General features: G+C 52.3%; 12 protein-coding genes. 4 read left to right on the top strand and 8 right to left on the bottom strand.

Annotated elements, in window-relative coordinates:
- Positions 1 to 71: 71 nt before the first annotated feature.
- The 4 genes from INT19_RS17125 to INT19_RS17110 form a co-directional block, all read right to left on the bottom strand.
- On the bottom strand, positions 72 to 4,895 hold the full coding sequence (locus INT19_RS17125; RefSeq protein ID WP_193061624.1) for an NAD-glutamate dehydrogenase: 4,824 nt from the start codon (positions 4,893 to 4,895) through the stop codon (positions 72 to 74).
- Between the two features lie 197 nt (positions 4,896 to 5,092).
- A complete protein-coding gene (trmA, locus tag INT19_RS17120) occupies positions 5,093 to 6,205 on the bottom strand; it encodes a tRNA (uridine(54)-C5)-methyltransferase TrmA (protein WP_193061623.1) in 1,113 nt (370 codons plus the stop codon).
- A 57-nt stretch (positions 6,206 to 6,262) separates the two neighbouring features.
- Positions 6,263 to 7,060 (bottom strand): glutamate racemase, encoded by a 798-nt coding sequence (gene murI, locus INT19_RS17115; protein WP_193061622.1) that lies wholly within the window; start codon positions 7,058 to 7,060, stop codon positions 6,263 to 6,265.
- 113 nt (positions 7,061 to 7,173) lie between these two features.
- Entirely contained in the window at positions 7,174 to 7,719 is a 546-nt protein-coding gene (locus INT19_RS17110; protein WP_089038720.1) for a hemerythrin domain-containing protein, read from the bottom strand.
- A gap of 254 nt (positions 7,720 to 7,973) precedes the next feature.
- On the opposite strand from INT19_RS17110, the gene INT19_RS17105 reads away from it, so the two are divergent.
- Entirely contained in the window at positions 7,974 to 9,308 is a 1,335-nt protein-coding gene (locus INT19_RS17105) for a replication-associated recombination protein A (RefSeq protein ID WP_193061621.1), read from the top strand.
- A 64-nt stretch (positions 9,309 to 9,372) separates the two neighbouring features.
- Here the strand turns inward: INT19_RS17105 and lolA are convergent, their stop codons facing one another.
- Both lolA and INT19_RS17095 read right to left on the bottom strand, forming a co-directional pair.
- The gene (gene lolA, locus INT19_RS17100; protein WP_193061620.1) at positions 9,373 to 10,026 is read right to left on the bottom strand and encodes an outer membrane lipoprotein chaperone LolA; all 654 of its coding nucleotides are present in this window, start codon (positions 10,024 to 10,026) and stop codon (positions 9,373 to 9,375) included.
- A gap of 168 nt (positions 10,027 to 10,194) precedes the next feature.
- A complete protein-coding gene (locus INT19_RS17095) occupies positions 10,195 to 13,632 on the bottom strand; it encodes a DNA translocase FtsK (RefSeq protein WP_193061619.1) in 3,438 nt (1,145 codons plus the stop codon).
- Between the two features lie 118 nt (positions 13,633 to 13,750).
- Here INT19_RS17095 and aat point away from each other — a divergent pair, with 118 nt between their 5' ends.
- The 3 genes from aat (at position 13,751) to infA (ending at position 15,658) form a co-directional block, all read left to right on the top strand.
- Positions 13,751 to 14,503, top strand: a complete 753-nt coding sequence (aat, locus tag INT19_RS17090) for a leucyl/phenylalanyl-tRNA--protein transferase (protein ID WP_089038724.1) — start codon at positions 13,751 to 13,753, stop codon at positions 14,501 to 14,503.
- Between the two features lie 62 nt (positions 14,504 to 14,565).
- Complete coding sequence (locus INT19_RS17085; protein ID WP_038482539.1) at positions 14,566 to 15,300, top strand: arginyltransferase; 735 nt, start codon at positions 14,566 to 14,568, stop codon at positions 15,298 to 15,300.
- Positions 15,301 to 15,439: 139 nt separating this feature from the next.
- Entirely contained in the window at positions 15,440 to 15,658 is a 219-nt protein-coding gene (gene infA / locus INT19_RS17080) for a translation initiation factor IF-1 (RefSeq protein WP_007111068.1), read from the top strand.
- A 171-nt stretch (positions 15,659 to 15,829) separates the two neighbouring features.
- Here the strand turns inward: infA and clpA are convergent, their stop codons facing one another.
- Together clpA and clpS are read right to left on the bottom strand one after the other, a co-directional pair.
- Positions 15,830 to 18,106, bottom strand: coding sequence for an ATP-dependent Clp protease ATP-binding subunit ClpA (gene clpA, locus INT19_RS17075; protein WP_089038725.1), 2,277 nt, complete (start codon positions 18,104 to 18,106; stop codon positions 15,830 to 15,832).
- Between the two features lie 138 nt (positions 18,107 to 18,244).
- Positions 18,245 to 18,589 (bottom strand): ATP-dependent Clp protease adapter ClpS, encoded by a 345-nt coding sequence (clpS, locus tag INT19_RS17070; RefSeq protein WP_193061618.1) that lies wholly within the window; start codon positions 18,587 to 18,589, stop codon positions 18,245 to 18,247.
- Positions 18,590 to 18,618 lie beyond the last annotated feature (29 nt).

The raw sequence follows: 18,618 nt of genomic DNA, 5'->3' as shown, positions 1-18,618 counted from the left end.
AAACCGCGCCCTGACTCAGGACGCGGTTAGGTAGTGTTACTTATCGAGCAAGTCGATAGCTAGCTTGCGACTTACGCTTCGCTATCACTTTCAGCAAGGTCGACCAGTTCACGTACGGCGACGGCAAACAGTGCAAAGCCACCTTCACTGCCACCGCGCACTTCGTCAATCAGATGGCACCAGCGGCGGTGTAGCTCGGCGTGCTGCTCAAGCCACTGAGCCACACGCTCTTGGGTGTCACGACTACCCGCTTCCAGCTTCAGAACACTGGTCGTTAGTGCCAGTTGCTGGCGATCAATATCGTCGCGGAAGGTTTCTCGCGCTTGTGCTTGCCACGCATCACGCACTTCCAGCTGGGTCACCTGCTGTATAATCCAGGGTAGCTCTAGACGGCTGCCAATTTCGTAGAACACTTCGGCCACACGCTGAGGCTTCTCATTGGTGACCCGCGCTGCGTGAATAATGCCCAAACCTGCATAGAGACTAGGCGATGCAGCCACCGTAGAGGCTAGCGCTTCTGGCACACCTGCTTCTAGCAGCTCGTCGCAACGCTTACGCCATGTAGCCTTCTCTTCCCCGCTGAGCAGTTCACCAATCCCTTCTTGCAGTTGAGCAAGGCGAGGTCCGAAGTACTCAATTGTATCTTGGGTCGACAATCCCAAATGCTGACGCAGGAACCAGCGCGTCGCGCGGCGAATCATGCGCATCAGGTCGAGCATCATTGAGTACTGCACACGGTTCGGCACTTGGTTGTCCAGCGCCTCAATCTGTTCCCACAGTGCCGTCAGGTTAAACGCGTCTCGAGCGACCACGTAAGCACGAGCAATATCAGCTCGACCCGCGCCGGTAGAGTCCATTAGACGACGAACGAAGACGATGCCCATGTGGTCAACTAGATCGTTGGCCACTTGGGTGGCAACAATTTCACGCTTCAGACGGTGGTCATACATCTCGGTCTGGTAGCGTTCCGTCAACACGTCAGGGAACAAGCGCTCTAAATGACGATGAATGTAGGGATCATCCGGCACATCAGAGTTGATCAAATCGCCTTTCAGGGTGCTCTTAGCGTAAGAAATCAGCACCGACAGCTCAGGTAACCGCATGCCCTGGTCATGAGTGGCACGCTCTTTAAGCACATCATCGGCAGGCAAGAACTCTAATTCACGATCAATTTGACCAGCTGACTCAAGTTCACTGATAAAGCGACGGTATGGCCCCATGCCTTGGAGAGACAGAATTCCGGACAGATCCAGCGCTTGGGTTTGACGATAGTTATCGAGAATGACTAGGTTAGCAACTTCCTCGGTCATATCGGATAGCAGCTGGTTACGCTGCTTGTCGGTCATGTCACCACGCTTAACCACTTCATCAATCAATATCTTGATATTGACCTCATGGTCAGAGCAGTTAACCCCACCCGCATTATCGATAAAGTCTGTATAAACGCGCACACCTTTAGCGGCCGCTTCCATCCGGCCACGCTGGGTCAAGCCCAAGTTTCCGCCCTCACCAACAACGCGGCAATTCAACTCAGCGCCGTTAATACGCAGCGCGTCGTTGGCTTTGTCGCCCACGTCGGCGTCGGTTTCATCGGAGCTCTTCACATAGGTGCCGATACCACCGTTCCACAACAGATCAATCTTGGCCTTCAGCATGGCGCGGATCAGATCATTGGGTGAAAGGCGCGTTTCTTCGATACCAAACACCTGCTGCATTTCCGGGCTAATCGGGATCGATTTCGCGCTGCGGCTAAAGACACCTCCCCCCTGTGAGATCAGTTCAGCATTGTAGTCTTCCCAACTGGAGCGCGGCAGGTTGAACATGCGCTTGCGCTCGGCGAAAGCAGCTTCCGCGTCGGGGTTTGGATCGACAAAAATATGCAGGTGGTTAAATGCGCCTACCAGCTGGATTTTATCCGACAGCAGCATGCCGTTGCCGAACACGTCGCCGGCCATATCGCCAACGCCCACTACCGTGAACAAATCTTGTTGGGTATTCACGTCAAGGTTTTTGAAGTGACGCTTGACGGATTCCCAGGCACCACGCGCGGTAATCGCCATTTTCTTATGGTCGTAACCGTTAGCACCGCCAGAAGCAAAGGCATCCCCGAGCCAATGGCCATACTCTATGGATATCTCATTTGCGATATCCGAGAAAGTTGCGGTCCCTTTATCGGCTGCAACGACAAGGTAGGTGTCGTCGCCATCATGGCGAACCACATTTTGCGGTGGCACAACCTCACCACCCACTAGGTTGTCAGTGACATCCAGCAGTGCGCGAATAAAAATTTTGTAGCAGGCGATACCTTCTTTCTGCTGGGTTTCACGACCAGCATTTTCTGGCATGCGTTTGCATACGAAACCGCCTTTAGCTCCCACGGGCACGATAACCGCATTTTTTACCTGCTGGGCTTTTACCAGACCCAACACTTCCGTACGGAAATCTTCGTGGCGATCTGACCAGCGCAAGCCACCACGAGCGACTTTACCGCCACGCAGGTGAACACCTTCTACGCGGGGTGAACAGACAAAAATCTCAAACGCCGGACGGGGCTTGGGCATGCCCGTGACTTTCGAGGGCTCCAGTTTATAGGAGATATAGTCTTTAAAACGGCCATCATCCGCTTTTTGGTAGTAGTTAGTGCGCAGAGTTGCTTGAATAAGCTCCATAAAGCGACGCAGCAACTGGTCATCATTAAGGCTGGCGACACTTTCCAGGTTCTCATTTAAACGAGCAATACAGTCATCTAAGCTGCTTGGCTGATGCTTGGGATCAAAGCGCAAGCGGAATAGCTCAACGAGCGCCTGGGTGATTACCGGGTAATTAGCTAGAGTAGCCGCGATGTAGTCCTGCGACATACCAAAGCGAATCTGCTTAAGGTAACGGGCATAACCGCGCAGCATGGCGACTTCACGCCAATCAAGGCCAGCACCAATTATCAGACGGTTAAAAGCGTCGTTATCCGCCTCACCGGCCCATATACGCTTAAACGCTTCGCTGAAGGTGTCACGCATTTCACTTAAATTGACGCCTTCGCGACTATGTTCCAGTTCGAAGTCATGAATCCAGTAACGCTGCTGCGGGGCATTAATGTCATAAGGACGCTCGCCGATAACGCGCAATCCCAAGTTTTCCATCATCGGTAGCACATCAGACAGCGGGATCTGCGTTTCACGATGGAAAAGCTTTAAGTTCATGCCACCCGCTTGCTCTTCCAAGGGGCGATAAAGTGACAAAGAGAGATCGTCACCGCTATCCAGGGTCAGTAGATGCTGAACATCAAACACCGCTGTGCGCGCGTTGAAATCTTCTCGGTAGCTGGCCGAGAATGCATCATGGAAGTGATCCATTTCGTGATTGGCACGCTCTTCACCAAACCCTTCGATCATTGCTTCTTGAAGCTCATCACGCCAGCTACGTGCCAAACGTGCCACTTTGCTTTCTAAGCGCTTAAGATCGTATTGACTTGGTCCTTCACCATTAAAGCGCAGAATAAGCTGAATACGGGCTAAAACCGACTCTGACAAATAGGTGTTAAAGTCGCCAAAATGAGCGTCTAGCTCATCGCATAGCATCGTTTGTATGCGCTGGCGCAGGTCGGTAGAGAACACATCTCTTGGAACAAAGACTAAGCAAGAGTAGAACTTACCGCTGACGTCCGCGCGAATAAACAAGCGCACTTGGCGGCGTTCGCGGATATTAAGAATACCGAGTGCGGTACTGGCCAGGGATTCGGTGCTGATCTGGAATAAGTCATCACGCGGATACACTTCCAACACTTGCAACAGCTGTTTGCCGTTATGCCCCTGGGGGTTAAACCCGGCAATATCCATCACCGCTTTCAACTTGCGACGCAGCAGCGGAATATTGCGTGGCGATTCATTATAAACCGTAGATGTGAACAAGCCAAAGAAGCGCCGCTCGCCGATCACATTGCCATCGTCGTCGTAGCGATCAACGGTAATATAGTCTGGGTATGTGGGGCGATGCACCCGGGAGTGATGCGCGCTTTTAGCAAACGACAGTAGCTGGGGTACCAGCACGTAGTCGCCATTTTCATCAACCCCCTCTTCAGTGCGGATACGCTCGCGGTAACGCGGCTGATCAAGGCGGAAAACCCCCAGAACACTATTGGGGTCGCGCTGCAGCTCTTTGCCTTCCAGCAGGTACTCGTCGTAACCCAGGAAGGTAAAGTTGTCTTTGAGCAGCCACTCTAAAAACGCGATGGCCTCTTCATGATCGTCAGGATCAATTTGCGGGGGGCAGTTTTTCTCTAACTCTTGAATAGCCGACGTGATTTGACCGCACATCTCGTCAAAATCGCTGACGGCGGTTCTAACATCACGTAGCACTTCATGTAACTTATTCTCAATTTTGGTCAGCGATTCAGGATCCGAGTGGCGATCCACTTCAATGACCATCAGCGACTCACGCGCCTCAGGCGCATCTTCATCTCTTGGCGAGGCAAGTGCTTTGAGCTGATGCTGACTATCACGCGCCACGGCAAGCACAGCGTTCTGAATAGCGTGAACCGTCAGTCCGCGACGATTAAGCTCTATCCGTACCGAGTCAACCAAAAATGGCATATCTTCGTGCAAAACGGCAACGAAGGTGTGGGTTGACTGCCAGCCATGCTCTTCAAAGTCGGGATTGAAGATGCGCACCTTGGGATTTTTGGGATCGTGATGCTGTAAAAACTGCCAAATCGACAGTGTGGCCCCATACAAGTCGTCTAAACGCCGGTCAACCAAGTCTTCAACGGGTACCGTGGCGTAGAAGTGGCGAGCAAAGGCTTCGACATCTGCCGCTCGCTCCGGCTCCAGTCGCGCATCCAATCGCTCTTGTAGCTGCTTCAAAAGATCCCGCCGACTCTCTTCAATCGCAACGTAATGCATCCATCACCTCGACTGCCTGGGGCCACAATTTAGGCCAAAAAACGAAGGACAATAGGCCTTTAGGCCACACTATCCACTAGCTTACGCTACCGTTGCTTATCCCCCTAACCATCTGACAGGTTATTCATGGTGTATGCCGCTTATGCATCATAAGCACTATTGACAAGAGCTCTTAAGCATTATCGGCAATTTCTCAATTACCCAGCGCTCTTTCGTGTGAGTAATACACCGCATTCACAATGCTCGGTAAACGGAAACTGATCAAAAAGCGCGAACCGTTCAATATGGTGTGTTTGAGTCAGTATGGTTAAGTTTTCAGCTAGCGTTGCCGGATTGCATGAAATATAGACGATTTGAGCGTATTCGCTGATTTGATGACAACTTTCGGCGTCCAGACCCGCTCTTGGTGGATCGACTAGCACGGTGGAAAACTCATACGCATCCAACGCCATCTCCGTCACTCGGCGACCTGTTTTCTCGCCCTTTAGCGCCAAGGCGAACTCTTCAGCGGACATTCTTACGACCTGAGCATTGGTTACACCGTTAGCGTCCAGATTGACGTTAGCGCTGGCAACCGAGGTGCGCGAAATTTCCGTCGCTAAAACGCGGCGGAAGTTATCCGCTAACGCAATGGTAAAGTTACCGTTACCACAGTAAAGCTCCACCAAGTCTTCATCCTGCCGTCCAGCGGTGGCCTCCCTGGCCCAGCTAAGCATGGTCTGGCAGATATGCGCATTTGGCTGAGTAAAGCTGTTTTCGACCTGCTGATAAACCAGCTCACGACCATCAACTGTTAAGCGCTCCCACACATGATCTCGGGTTAGCACCAAGCGCTGCTTGCGCGAACGGCCAATAATCATGATGCCAAGCGCCTCTTCCAGTGCGCGCGCTTCGGCTTCCCAGGCCTCGCCTAACGGGCGGTGGTAGATCAGCGTCACCAAGGCTTCACCAGACAACGTGGTTAAAAACTCAACTTGAAATAAGCGCCGACGAAGTTCATCGCTGGCAAGGAACGCTTCTCGCAGACGCGGCATCAGCGCATTGATATGCTCACTGGCGACGGGGAACTGATCCAAACGCACGACACGCTTGTTTTTGGGATTATCCGAATCGACCTCAAACATGGCGTAGAAGAGGTCATCATCTTCATGCCAAATACGAAATTCGCAGCGTTGCCGATAGTGACTCGGCGGTGAGGGGTAGACTTCAAGCGTGGGCGTGGTGAACGCTGCAAAGGTTTTCTCCACGTAGGCTTGCTTTTCAGCGAGCTGTTCGGCGTAGCGTTCTGGTTCTACAGTGGGGATCGCCAAGGTAGTTCCTCATTTAAGTAAATAACATCAATAAAAACAAACAGCCTAACAGAGGGACTACGCCGCGTTAGGAATCGTTAATCGTTGTGGCGCGTGAAAACCAAAGCGTGCCAACCCGTTAGTAAGTTGCGACGCTGATGCTGTCGTGAAGCAACGCCCATCTTGGGCGCTATTGGCTATGGTCGGTGCCACTTGCCCTACCCGGCGGGCAATTGCATCGCCAGAATCTACCCACACCAAAGGTACCGGCGATAGCCGGATTAGCTCAGTTTTCAACAGTGGAAAATGGGTACAGCCCAGCACAACGGTATCGAGTGCTGGGTTGGTCTGGGTAGCCTGCCATAAAGGTGTTAGCGCTAGGTTTATGCGCTGCTGGTTAATCGGTATGCCGGATAGCCACGCTTCTGCCTCTGTAACAAGCTCACCTGCTGCCACCCTGGTGATCACACAGTCAATCGCGAAACTATTAATTAACGTCTGCGTATACGGCCTATTGACGGTCGCCGCTGTGGCGAGCAAGCCAATGTGACGTGTCTGACTACTCAACGCAGCAGGCTTGATAGCAGGCACCGTTCCAACAACCGGAATATCTAACGCTGCACGCAATCCCTCTAACGCTAGAGTGCTAGCGGTATTACAGGCAACGACCAAGACACTCGCCTGACAGGCATCTACGGCCGCTTTGCATACCGAGACAATACGCTGGGAGAGCGTCACATCATCACGTAGACCATAGGGTAGCCACGCATTATCACAGGCATAACACATTGCCAGATGCGGGTAATGCTGGCGAAGCGCATGGGCAACAGAAAGGCCACCCACACCTGAATCAAACAGTAGTACAGGCCCTGACATCACTGCTTAACCATCCAATACGCGTTGTACATGCCACCCTCCTCAAGCCGCCAATAAAAAACGGGGCGTTAGTCTAACACGCCCCGTTACACCTTGAGTGATCAGCTTACGCGCTACATTGGTGGCACTTCGGCACCACGCAATTCAGCGTAAAGTTCGGGGTACGCTTGCTGTAGGCGCTCTAGTTCTTGTTCAGCCCCTTCAGGTAGCGCTTGACGAAGCTCCTCCATATCCTCTTCGCTGAAATGCTCATCTATCAATGGGAACAGGCCCTCTCTCTCATGACGGAGATAGGCACGGTGGGCATCAAGGTACGCTTTCAACGCCTCTGCAAAAATATCCATGGGCAGCACGTTATCCATTAGAATCATGTCGATATCATTGGATAAACGAGACAGACGTGGCTTTAATTTACGATAGTCACTGGCCATCTGCTCCATCAATGGAAGGTGCTCAGGGGCCTGCTTCTGCAGACGTTCCACGCAGATTTTTTCCAGCGGAGAAGCAAAACCATCCATATAAGACAAAATGTAGTCCACCACCTCACGCATCAACTGGAAGTCGGGCCGTTCACCGCTCGCGAGTGTTTTTTGTTTCAGTTGCAACACATGGAGCATTCGCGCCATGTTGGCATGATCTAGACGCAGTTGGTTTAACATCTTGCCGTCTCCTTTGTAAGTGCCTTACCTTTCGCCCATTGCCTGCTAACGCTTAGGCGCATGGCATGAGCTGGGTTCAACTACACTGGTGTTAATCGTTACCATGCGCCTTTGGCATTACCTAGGCAAGCAGGCGCTTATCCGTCGGTTATGCCCAAAGGTAGCCCGACGTTACATTATTTACCACAGGCACGTGTTAATCGTTGATTGTTCAACGGCAAGATTTACGCTGGAAATTTATAGGGAACGTTTATATGGATCTTTTTGACCGCGCGTCCGTTACCACGAGTGAAGACGTACCCCTTGCCTACCGTATGCGCCCTCTAACCCTTAACGATTACGTCGGCCAGCAAGCATTAGTGGGGCCTGAAAAACCGCTACGCCGAATGGCGGAGTCTGGGGTCGTGCGTTCAATGATTTTATGGGGGCCACCTGGCGTTGGCAAAACCACGCTAGCAGAGTTATTAGCACGCGCGTCTGGCGCTCATCTTGAGCATTTAAGTGCCGTCATGGCCGGTGTGAAAGAAATCCGTTCAGCAGTAGAGCGAGCACAGCAACGCACATCGCCTACACTTCTATTCTTAGATGAAATCCACCGTTTGAACAAGAGTCAACAGGACGCGCTGCTGCCCCATGTGGAGTCCGGCCTGCTAACACTGATCGGCGCAACAACAGAAAACCCCTCTTTTGAGGTCAACTCGGCGCTACTTTCCCGTGCTCGGGTGTATGTACTTAAGCCGCTGAGCCATGACGAACTTCTCCAGGTGTTATCTCAAGCATTAAACGATGCAGAGCATGGCCTGGGGAAGCGCCGCATCGAGATGGAAGAGGGAGTATTAGAGGCACTTGCTCATGCCAGTGCTGGCGACGCACGTCGCGCGCTGGGGCTACTAGAAACGGCCTGCGACTTTACTGAACAGCATGGTGATAAAGAGGTGCTGCACAAAGCGGTGCTAGCCGATGTGGTAGGTCATCAATCAAGCGCCTTTGATAAGCAGGGTGACGCTTATTACGATTTATTATCAGCCGTTCATAAATCAATTCGCTCATCACGCCCTGATTCAGCCCTGCTGTATATGGCACGCTTTTTACAGGGCGGCGGCGACCCGCTTGATATTGTGCGCCGCTTAACGGCGATTGCCTCAGAAGATGTCGGCAATGCTGATCCTCGAGCACTGCCCCTGGTCATTGCTGCCTGGGATGCCTACTTACGTTTAGGCGATTATGAGGGCCAGCGGGCGATTGCCCACGCCGCCATCCATTTAGCGGTTGCTCCAAAAAGTAATCGTATCGATCGTGCCTGGAAGGCTGCACAACAGTTTGTGCAGCAGCAACCACAGCTGGAAGTTCCCAGCTATCTTCGTAACGCCCCCACCAAATTGATGGAGCAGTTGGGGCATGGCCAAGGTTATCGCTACGCGCATAACGAAACCTATGGCTACCCTGCTGGCAGCGCTCATGACTGTTGGCCAGATGACGTACCTAAAACACGATTTTATGAACCGAGCGTCTTTGGTCAGGAGAAACGCTTTGGTGAGATAATGGCGTGGCGGGAACAGCAGGACCTAGAAGCAGATCAGGCACCTTAAGGTGCCTGATCTAGTCATCGTGCGACATTATTACGAGCGTGTACTGCTCTTCTTACACCATTTTTTACAGCTCTTCGCGGATAACATCCGTACCTTCAGGAATATCAAAATTGAATAAGCTGCGGTCAATACTACCGTTACGAGTAATGTCGCTAAACGTAATCGCGGTGCGCTGACCAGTACTGTCCATCATCCACAGCTGCGTTAAGGTCTGATTGTCAAAGACCATGCTCAGCTCTTCAAATAACGTATCCGCTGAGATCGGAATCAGCGTAAATACGTCATCACCGTCCTGCTGCTCATGAAATACGTCATAGCTAGCAGTTAAATCGCTTGCACTGCCCGAAAGCAACAGCGCGGGTGTATGAGTGACCCGGTCATCCATTGCCTGAATGGTGACTTGCTCAAGATCAGGGTCATAGAGATAAACATCATCACCATCCGAGACGACGACTTGCGTATAAGGCGCATCGACTTCCCAACGTAGCATGCCAGGGCGCGAGAGCCACATTTCTCCACGCGCGCTTTGTAAACGCTCACCACCACCGTCCAAAATTTGCTGTTCAAACGTCGCTTGATAGCTCTCAAGCGGGTCAAGCCGCTCAGTAAGGCGCTCTGCAGCCTCGTTTGCCCACGCAATAGGCGATGCAAAGGCTAACCCTAGCGCACTGGCTGCTAACGCTAACGCTGATGAGCGTCGAGTATGTGTATCGCGCATTATTTTCTCCCTAGGCAGTCATTGCCGGATAGCGGACAAGGCAAGGAGCGTTAAGACGATCCGTGTAGCCTCTCAGACGCAAAACGCGCCGCAGGGTTTCACCTACGGCGCGACTTTCACGCTTATTGCATTATTGAACCAAGCGCCGGGCACTCATTAACAGATAAGTCAGTGGCCTATCGGTGGCGGTGCCAACACTTCACGGGCACCGTTAGACCCCATAGAGGTAACCACACCGGCACCTTCCATTGCTTCTACCAAACGTGCAGCGCGGTTATAGCCGATTTTGAAGCGACGCTGAACGGCAGATATAGAAGCTTTGCGTGTTTCGGTAACGAACTGAACCGCCTCATCGTAAAGCGCATCCTGCTCAGCATCATCGCCATCTACGCCCTCAGCCTCAAGACCCGTCAGTGCATCGGCAGTTACACCGCCTGACAAAATCTCTTCAATGTACTCAGGCGCGCCACGTCGTTTCCAATCATCCACGACCCGGTGCACTTCGTCATCGTCTACAAAAGCACCATGAATTCGGTTAGGCGGCCCTGAGCCAGCGGGTAGGTAAAGCATATCACCATGGCCGAGCAGGCTCTCGGCGCCCCCCTGGTCCAGAATGGTACGCGAATCAATCCGCGACGATACCTGAAAGGCCATTCGCGACGGAATATTCGCCTTAATCAGCCCAGTCACCACATCAACAGAGGGGCGCTGAGTAGCCAAAATCAGGTGGATACCCGCGGCACGCGCCTTTTGTGCCAAACGAGCAATGAGTTCTTCAACTTTCTTGCCGACGATCATAAACATGTCGGCGAACTCGTCGATCACCACCACGATGTAGGGCAGCTTTTCAAGGATTGGCGGCGTCTGATGCATTTCCCAAGGCTGCGGCTCCCAAAGCGGGTCGGCAACTTGTGCGCCGGCACTCTCAGCTTCATCTAAACGACCATTAAAGCCAGCAATGTTGCGCACCCCCATTGCCGCCATTAATTTGTAGCGGCGCTCCATCTCCGCAACACACCAGCGCAGACTATTTGCAGCCTCCTTCATATCAGTGACCACGGGCGCCAAAAGGTGCGGAATACCATCGTAAACTGACAGCTCCAGCATTTTTGGGTCAACCATGATCAGCTTGAGCTCATCTGGGGTCGCTTTTAGCAGCATGGAAATCAGCATGGCATTAACACCCACTGACTTACCAGACCCTGTCGTACCCGCAACCAGAAGGTGAGGCATCTTGCCTAGATTAGCGACAACCGGCCCGCCGCCAATGTCCTGGCCCAACGCCATGGTCAGTGGCGAGCTCTCCTGTTGATAGCGGTCAGAGTCAATGACTTCGCGCAGACGAATCATCGCTCGATGAGGGTTGGGTATTTCAATGCCGACCGTTGGACGCCCAGGAATGACCTCAACCACACGTACACTCTTGACCATTAACGAGCGTGCTAGGTCTTTAGCAAGGTTACTGATTTTGGAAACTTTCACCCCAGCCGCTGGCTTAATTTCAAACCGGGTGATAACTGGGCCAGGCCATGTATCAACGACTTCTGCTTTAACACCATACTCACGCAGCCGCACTTCCAAGAGCTCCGCCATATCAGCAAGCTGCTCGTCCGTGTAATTTGGCTCATGCGGTTCTGGAGGCGTCAGCAGTTGGAGACTGGGCACATCCCCTTCTGGCTCATCAAATGTTTCAAACGCTGGACGCTGGCTCTGCAAATGCTCAACAGTCCACAGAGTAGGTCCATTGTCAGATTCTTTTTCCTCAGAAGACGCCACGTCGGCAGACATGTCATTTGGAACCACCGCCTCAGAAGGCTCACCTTGGGGAACCTCAACCCTGGATACCTCAGTCCTGGATACATCAGAATCATGTAGCGTTGGCTCTTGGCGCACGGCAGTAACGGCTGGCCGTGCGACAGGGAGATCATCTTCCTCATCATCCCATACTGGCTCAGGCACGACTTCAGGTACCCGTTCGGAACACGGTTCAGGGGGCGTCGCATGTACAGGGCGAGAGTAAGATTCATCTCGCGGCGTGATTGCGGGCGTATGCTCGGGTTCAGGCATGCTCGTCGAAACAGGCGCCATCTCGCGTTCAACGTCGTCGCCTTGCTTAGCTGCATCATGCTGTTTTATTTCATGCGCTGCATAAGACATCGCCTGAGGCGTAGCTTGATGCTCTGTTTCATCGCCGTCTGCCGATGAATTAAATGGCTGCGTTTCTGCTGGCTGGAAACTAGGTGCAGGATGAGAAGCCGCTTTTTCACCGGCTAGCTCATCACGCGATGGCCGATCGAACGTTGGCTCTGCCTCTCGCGCGGAGAGCGGTACTGAAGGTGTCGGCTCGCTGCTTTCATCCTTGATGCGCACCGCAAAAGCATCCTCGCGAGGCGCGCTGGGCAATTTTTCCTCGACATCTTCTACAGCGTCTTCCGCAACCTTTTCCACATCGTTGTTCACAACAGGCTCTATTTTAGGCTCTGTTTTAACTTCTGTTTTAACTTCTGCTTTAGCTTCACGCCGCTCTTCAACTGCGGTTTCAAGCGGCTGGTCATTAGGCTCAACCGGCGGAGCATCCTGAGGGGCGTCCATCTTAGGAGCAGGCTGCTCAGGCGCAGTTGAGGATGCACGTTTGGGAATCTCTTCCTCAGGCAACGCACCTGAAAATGCAGCAGCTGCCCATGGAATTGAGGTATCTGTCGTCGTTGAAAAACTAGGCTCACGACGTACGCGGCTGCTTTCTTGGGCGGGTGCTTGCTGGTGACTACTCTCTTTTGGACTTGGGCGTTGCGAGTCACTCTCTGGCTTAGCCGCTTTAAATTCAGCTAGTGGTTTCTCTTTTACTTTTTGAGACGCCGCTTTCGCGGCAGCACGCACAGCAGCACGCTGGGAGCGCCTCTCACGCCCTTTAGCGCGCCGAGCACTGAACCAGCCGCCTACTTTACACAGACGACGACCAAGCTCATCAGCCAGCTGTAACCACGACATGCCGCTAAACAGGGGAAAACCGATCAAGATTAGCGCAGCAGAAATAAGACCAACGCCACCACTGCTGACAAGTGGCTTTAGAGTGCTCACTAACCCTTCGCCCAATATACCGCCAGAGGCGTAAGGCAAAATGCTGTCAGGATGATAAAAATGCAGTGCACCCAACATCGTCGTGCCGAAGATAAGCAGCACTAATCCTCCGGTATGGACAGCAATCGCTACCGGATCGATATCAAAGCGCACTTGGCGTGACCTCATTAGCCACCAGGCTGCATAACCAAACATTCCCGGCCACCACAAGGCACTTGCTCCCAGCAGCGAATAAAGCACGTCCGCAAGCCAAGCACCAACAGGCCCCATCCAGTTATGAACATCCGTTTCCGGCCCTTGATAAGACCAACCTGGGTCGGCAGGGTCATAACTAAACAGTGCCAATAACAAAAATACGCACAGCGCAAGCAGCACCACGACCACGCCTTCGCGCGCCGAGCCCTGCAAGCGCAGACCAAATCGACGAGCTTTATCCTTTGCGGCTTTAACTCGCCCAGTTGAGGCCGTTGATGATGGTTGACGCGAGTTACGTTGCGTTCGCTTGTCTACCGCCTTATTTACTTTCAAGCGATTCTCCCTTTACACCTCAATGGTGTCTTTAATCCACTTGCGAGTTTGCATCATACCGAGCATCCTTTCGCCGTCACAGCGCTTCTATCGAAGTGTTCAGTAACAGGAGCAAACAATGCTACCTTGGCTTTCATCGCCACAGCCTATCTTTCCGTCTACCGACCTTGCCCTCGAGTCACCGAACGGCCTTCTTGCCGCAGGCGGAGAGCTCTCCCCCCACTGGTTAATCCACGCTTACCGAAAAGGTATTTTTCCATGGTATAGCGATGATGAACCTATTTTGTGGTGGAGCCCCAACCCACGTATGGTATTGCAACCAGCACAGTTTAAACGACGTCGTAGCCTTGTTAAGCGATTGCGTCATGGTGGCTTTATCGTCACTCTGGATCAACAGTTTGAAAACATTGTTAAAGCATGCGCTGCGCCACGCTCTGGGGAACCAGGCACCTGGATCAATCAAGATATGCGTCACGCTTACCAACGTCTACATGAGCTAGGCATCGCGCATAGCATTGAAGTGCATCTTGATGGCCAACTGGTTGGCGGGCTTTATGGATTAGCAATGGGGCCAATTTTCTTTGGTGAATCAATGTTCTCGAAAGTGCCCGATGCCTCTAAAATCGCCCTCGCCCACTTAGCCCATGCTATGCAGCACCATGAGGGTAAACTGATCGACTGCCAGATGCACACACCTCACTTGGCGAGCCTTGGTGCGACAACAGTCGCTCGTAAGACGTTCATCAACTATCTTGAAAAGTGGTTGCCTAACGAGGCATTTAACTTAACGAATATGACCAATGAAGCGCCTACTATACCTGGATCACCGTGGCTTGGTGCCATTGCCTCAGGCCACTGTTCAGAATGGTAAGCGTATTCAAACTAGTCCATATTCAAGCTAGTCCATGTTCAAACTAAGCAAGGAGGCAAGCCGTGAGTAGTAACGCTCCTCGCCGCCCGGTGCGGGATTTGCGCTTCTTCCTAACCGTTCCCCATGCCTGCAGCTATCTTCCTGGCAAGGAAGCAACCACCCTGTTTCTGGATCCCCAGGAATCTCCCGTTCCCGGCGTTTATGACTCACTTTCGTTACTCGGCTTTCGTCGCAGCGGTCGCCATCTATACCGCCCTCACTGCGAGGGTTGCAATGCCTGTCGCTCAGTACGCATTCCTATCAGCGACTTTAGCGCTAATCGCACCCAACGCAAACTCCGGCGTCTTAATGCCGATATTGCTACACGTGTAGTGCCTGCGCGCTATGAGGCTGAGCATTATGCACTTTATGCAGACTATATCCGCTTACGCCACGCCGATGGTGACATGTATCCGCCAAGCCGAGAGCAGTATCGTACCTTTTTAACGCTTGAAGAACCCTATGCACACCTTTTAGAAATGCACCTGGATGGGAAGCTCGTCGCGGTCGCGGCATTTGATCAACTTGAGCATGGGCTATCGGCTATTTACACGTTTTTCAGTGTCGACAAGGCCTTGGAAAAGCGATCACTGGGAACGTTTGCTATTCTCAAACTTATTGAGCTGTGTGGTGAAAAGTCTCTCCCCCACTTGTATCTCGGGTATTGGATTGAGGAGTGCCGTAAGATGCGTTATAAGCGCGCGTTCACCCCAATAGAGGTGCTCGACGGGCGACATTGGCGGCCTTTAATTTGCTAAACTTGCCAGCTTTTTTGCCTTGATGGCAGGCTTACGGCACAATATAGCGCTGCTTGCTGGGTAACCGTCACCTGACGACGCCCATTGAAGTGACTAATTAGACCAAACCATTACGTTAAATAAGTGAGGATCTGCCTATATGGCACGCGAAGATCATATTGAAATGGAAGGCGTTATTGTTGATACCCTTCCCAACACCATGTTCCGTGTTGAGCTGGAAAACGGCCACGTCGTTACCGCTCATATTTCAGGCAAGATGCGCAAAAACTACATCCGTATCCTGACAGGTGACAAGGTAAAAGTAGAGCTGACGCCCTACGATCTGTCAAAAGGCCGTATTGTTTATCGCTCGCGCTAAGCCTTGGTAACGCCTACAAGCAAATACTGCCCGCGCATGCACGCATCCTGACTGAAAATATAGCGTAAGTACGGCGCCGCTCTCTGCAAACGACAACGCCCCGTCGGATGACAGGGCGCTGTGCTTTAGTGAGGCATGAGATAAGGGCTTAATGTAGACTTAGCGCCCTTTTCAGGGCGCATCCGCCATCTCCGACTCCGTCGACAAATGCAGCTCACCTTCTTCAAGGCTAACGTGCACAATGCCGCCTTGATCAGCCAGCTCGCCAAATAGAATCATCTCAGCCAACGGTTTCTTCAGTTTCTCCTGGATCAAGCGAGCCATTGGGCGTGCCCCCATATCGGGATCGTAGCCCTTCTCTGCCAACCAGTCTCTCGCGGTATCATCCACTTCAAGCTGTACACGCTTTTCGTCCAACTGCGCTTGTAGCTCGATTAGGAACTTATCGACAACGTTTCGCACAACAGACGTTTGCAGCGCATGGAACTGGATAATGCCATCCAAGCGGTTGCGGAACTCAGGCGAGAAGGTGCGGCGAATCACTTCCATCGCGTCAGTTGAGTGGTCTTGGCTTTGGAAACCGATAGAGCGCCGTGATGCCTGCTCTGCCCCTGCGTTAGAGGTCATGATCAGGATAACGTGACGGAAATCCGCCTCGCGGCCATTGTTGTCTGTCAAACGGCCGTGATCCATAACCTGCAGCAGCAGGTTAAACACTTCAGGGTGCGCCTTCTCAATTTCATCTAGCAGCAATACACAATGCGGCTGCTTGGTGACGGCCTCAGTTAACAGCCCCCCTTGGTCATAGCCGACATAGCCTGGTGGGGCACCAATCAAGCGTGAAACAGTATGACGCTCCATGTACTCCGACATATCAAAGCGTACTAGTTCGATACCCATGATATGCGCCAACTGCTTAGCCACTTCGGTTTTACCAACACCGGTTGGGCCAGCAAACAAGAAACTACCTACTGGCTTATCTGGTGATTTCAAACCGGCACGGGAAAGCTTAATGGCAGCGGAGAGAGTATCGATGGCCTCATCTTGACCGAACACCAACATTTTCAAGTCGCGGTCGAGCTTCTCTAGCAACTTACGATCAGAACTTGACACACTCTTTGGCGGAATGCGCGCAATAGACGCCACTACCGCTTCTACCTGCTCAACATCAATGGTATCAGTCCGCACTTCCGGCGGCAGCATACGCTGATGCGCGCCTGCCTCATCAATCACATCGATGGCTTTATCGGGTAGGTAACGGTCATTGATATAGCGATCAGCCAAACGAGCAGCGCTCTCTAGCGCGCCATCGGTGTACTTAATTTCATGGTGCTCTTCAAAGCGCGAACGTAACCCCTTGAGGATCTTGATGGTGTCATCCACAGAAGGTGCTAGCACATCCACTTTCTGGAACCGGCGAGCCAGGGCACGATCTTTCTCAAAAATACCGCGGAACTCCTGGAACGTTGTCGAACCGATACACCGCAACTCACCGGAAGAAAGCAAGGGCTTCAGCAAGTTAGATGCATCCATTACGCCACCCGAGGCAGCACCCGCCCCTATTACGGTATGAATCTCGTCAATAAAGAGCACGGCGTTAGGCTGCTTGCGTAATTCACTAAGCAAGCTTTTAAGGCGCTTCTCGAAATCACCGCGGTATTTAGTACCCGCTAACAACGCTCCCATATCAAGCGAGTAAACCACTGCATCGGCAATCACATCCGGCACGTCTTCTTCAACAATGCGCTTTGCTAGGCCTTCTGCGATAGCGGTTTTGCCAACACCCGCCTCGCCAACCAGTAACGGGTTATTCTTGCGCCGGCGGGCAAGGATTTGCACCACGCGCTCAAGTTCATGGTCGCGCCCAATCAATGGATCTATTTTGCCTTGGCGCGCCTGCTCATTCAGGTTGGTAGCGTAACCGGTTAACGGATGCGCAGCTCCTTCAGAACTACCCTCTTCAGCATCTTCACTCTCTTGAGAAGACGGCGATGGAGCAGGCCCATGGCCAGCCACCTTCGAAATACCGTGAGCGATATAGTTAACAGCGTCTACGCGCGCAACGCTTTGTTGCTTGAGGAAGTAAACGGCTTGGCTTTCCTGCTCAGAGAAAATAGCGACCAGCACATTAGCGCCAGTCACTTCACTCTTTCCAGATGACTGCACATGAAATACAGCACGTTGCAGTACGCGCTGAAACCCAAGGGTAGGCTGGGTTTCGCGATCCGCCTGACTCTCAGGAATCAATGGCGTGGTCGAATTAATAAAATCCTGCAGATCGGACCGCAGCTTATCGAGATTCGCCCCACACGCCTTAAGCACGTCAACTGCTGACGCATTATCCAACAACGCCAGGAGCAGGTGCTCAACGGTCATAAACTCGTGGCGCTTTGAGCGAGCCACGGTGAAGGCCGTGTTCAGGGTAAGTTCAAGTTCTTTGCTCAGCATGGCAGTCCCCTTTTCGCTACTACCTAGGGCGTGTCGCCACCTAGGGCTTGCGTCGGATCAGTTTAATCGACCGGCACTTTCAACATCGGGTACAAATGGCGCACTTGCAAGGCCCATCGCTAATTTTTTTCAACGCTTTCAGTCAGCAGCTTCGATATCACACATTAAAGGATGCTCGCATTCGCGGGCATGTTCATTGACTTGGTAACTTTTCGTTTCTGCAATATCCCGCGTAAAGATACCGCACGTCGCTTTACCTTGGGTATGCACCGCAAGCATGACCTGGACCGCTTGCTCACTATCCATATTAAAAAATTCCTGTAATACCTCAACAACGAACTCCATCGGTGTGAAATCATCATTGTGAAGTATCACTTTGTACAACGGCGGCCGAGCAAGCTCTGGCTCAGCCGACTGAACGGCTAGGTCATCATCATATTCAGGCGCATCTGGCCGAGTCATTCCTGCGTGCAGGATAGCCATGACGCATAGGCTGTCTGTAGTAGGCATAA

This window comes from Halomonas sp. 3A7M (assembly GCF_014897875.1).
Lineage (GTDB): Bacteria > Pseudomonadota > Gammaproteobacteria > Pseudomonadales > Halomonadaceae > Vreelandella.
Note: the sequence above shows the minus strand (reverse complement) of the source record. Positions and strands in the feature narration are given on the sequence as shown.